General features: G+C 46.6%; 1 pseudogene. It reads left to right on the forward strand.

Annotation, left to right across the window (positions count from 1 at the left end):
• Positions 1-160: 160 nt before the first annotated feature.
• Positions 161-554: pseudogene (locus J5069_RS24025) on the forward strand (dienelactone hydrolase); the annotation flags it as partial.

Here is a 554-nt window from a genome sequence, read left to right on the forward strand (position 1 = left end):
GGAATGTGTGCAATAAAAAAGAGTGATATGACATTGTGCTTTGTGGGAAGTGTTACACCTCAGCCGCATCGAAATTAGCAGCATCCTGGAGACATTGACTTTCTTATTTCGGCTATTTGCTGGCACAATTTCCCCGCGTTCAAACAGGAGAAACGAAATTATGGTGTGGCGTACTGGTTTTTTGTTCGGAGCAGGGCTGTTCTGTGCGGCAGCATTGGCTTCTTCTCAAGTGGGGTTTCGTCAGTTCGCTCTAACAAATGATGTCCCCGAACGCATGCTTAATATCGCTGTGCTTTATCCTGCTGCACAGAGTGATATACCGGTTAAATCAGTAGGTGAAAATTTGGCTTTTTTCGGTGTCGACGTACAAGAAAACGTACATCCAGAGTCCGGCACGCATCCCTTTGTTGTACTCTCTCATGGATTTGGTGGTAATTGGCGCAATCAGCTTTGGTTGGGACACGCGTTGGCGCAACAAGGCTATATCGTTGCTGCCACTGACCATCCTGGTACGACGTCAATGATGATGAATAAGGCGATTGCAGCCAAACTTT

It is taken from the genome of Candidatus Symbiopectobacterium sp. NZEC127 (assembly GCF_025962675.1).
Taxonomy (GTDB): domain Bacteria; phylum Pseudomonadota; class Gammaproteobacteria; order Enterobacterales; family Enterobacteriaceae; genus Symbiopectobacterium.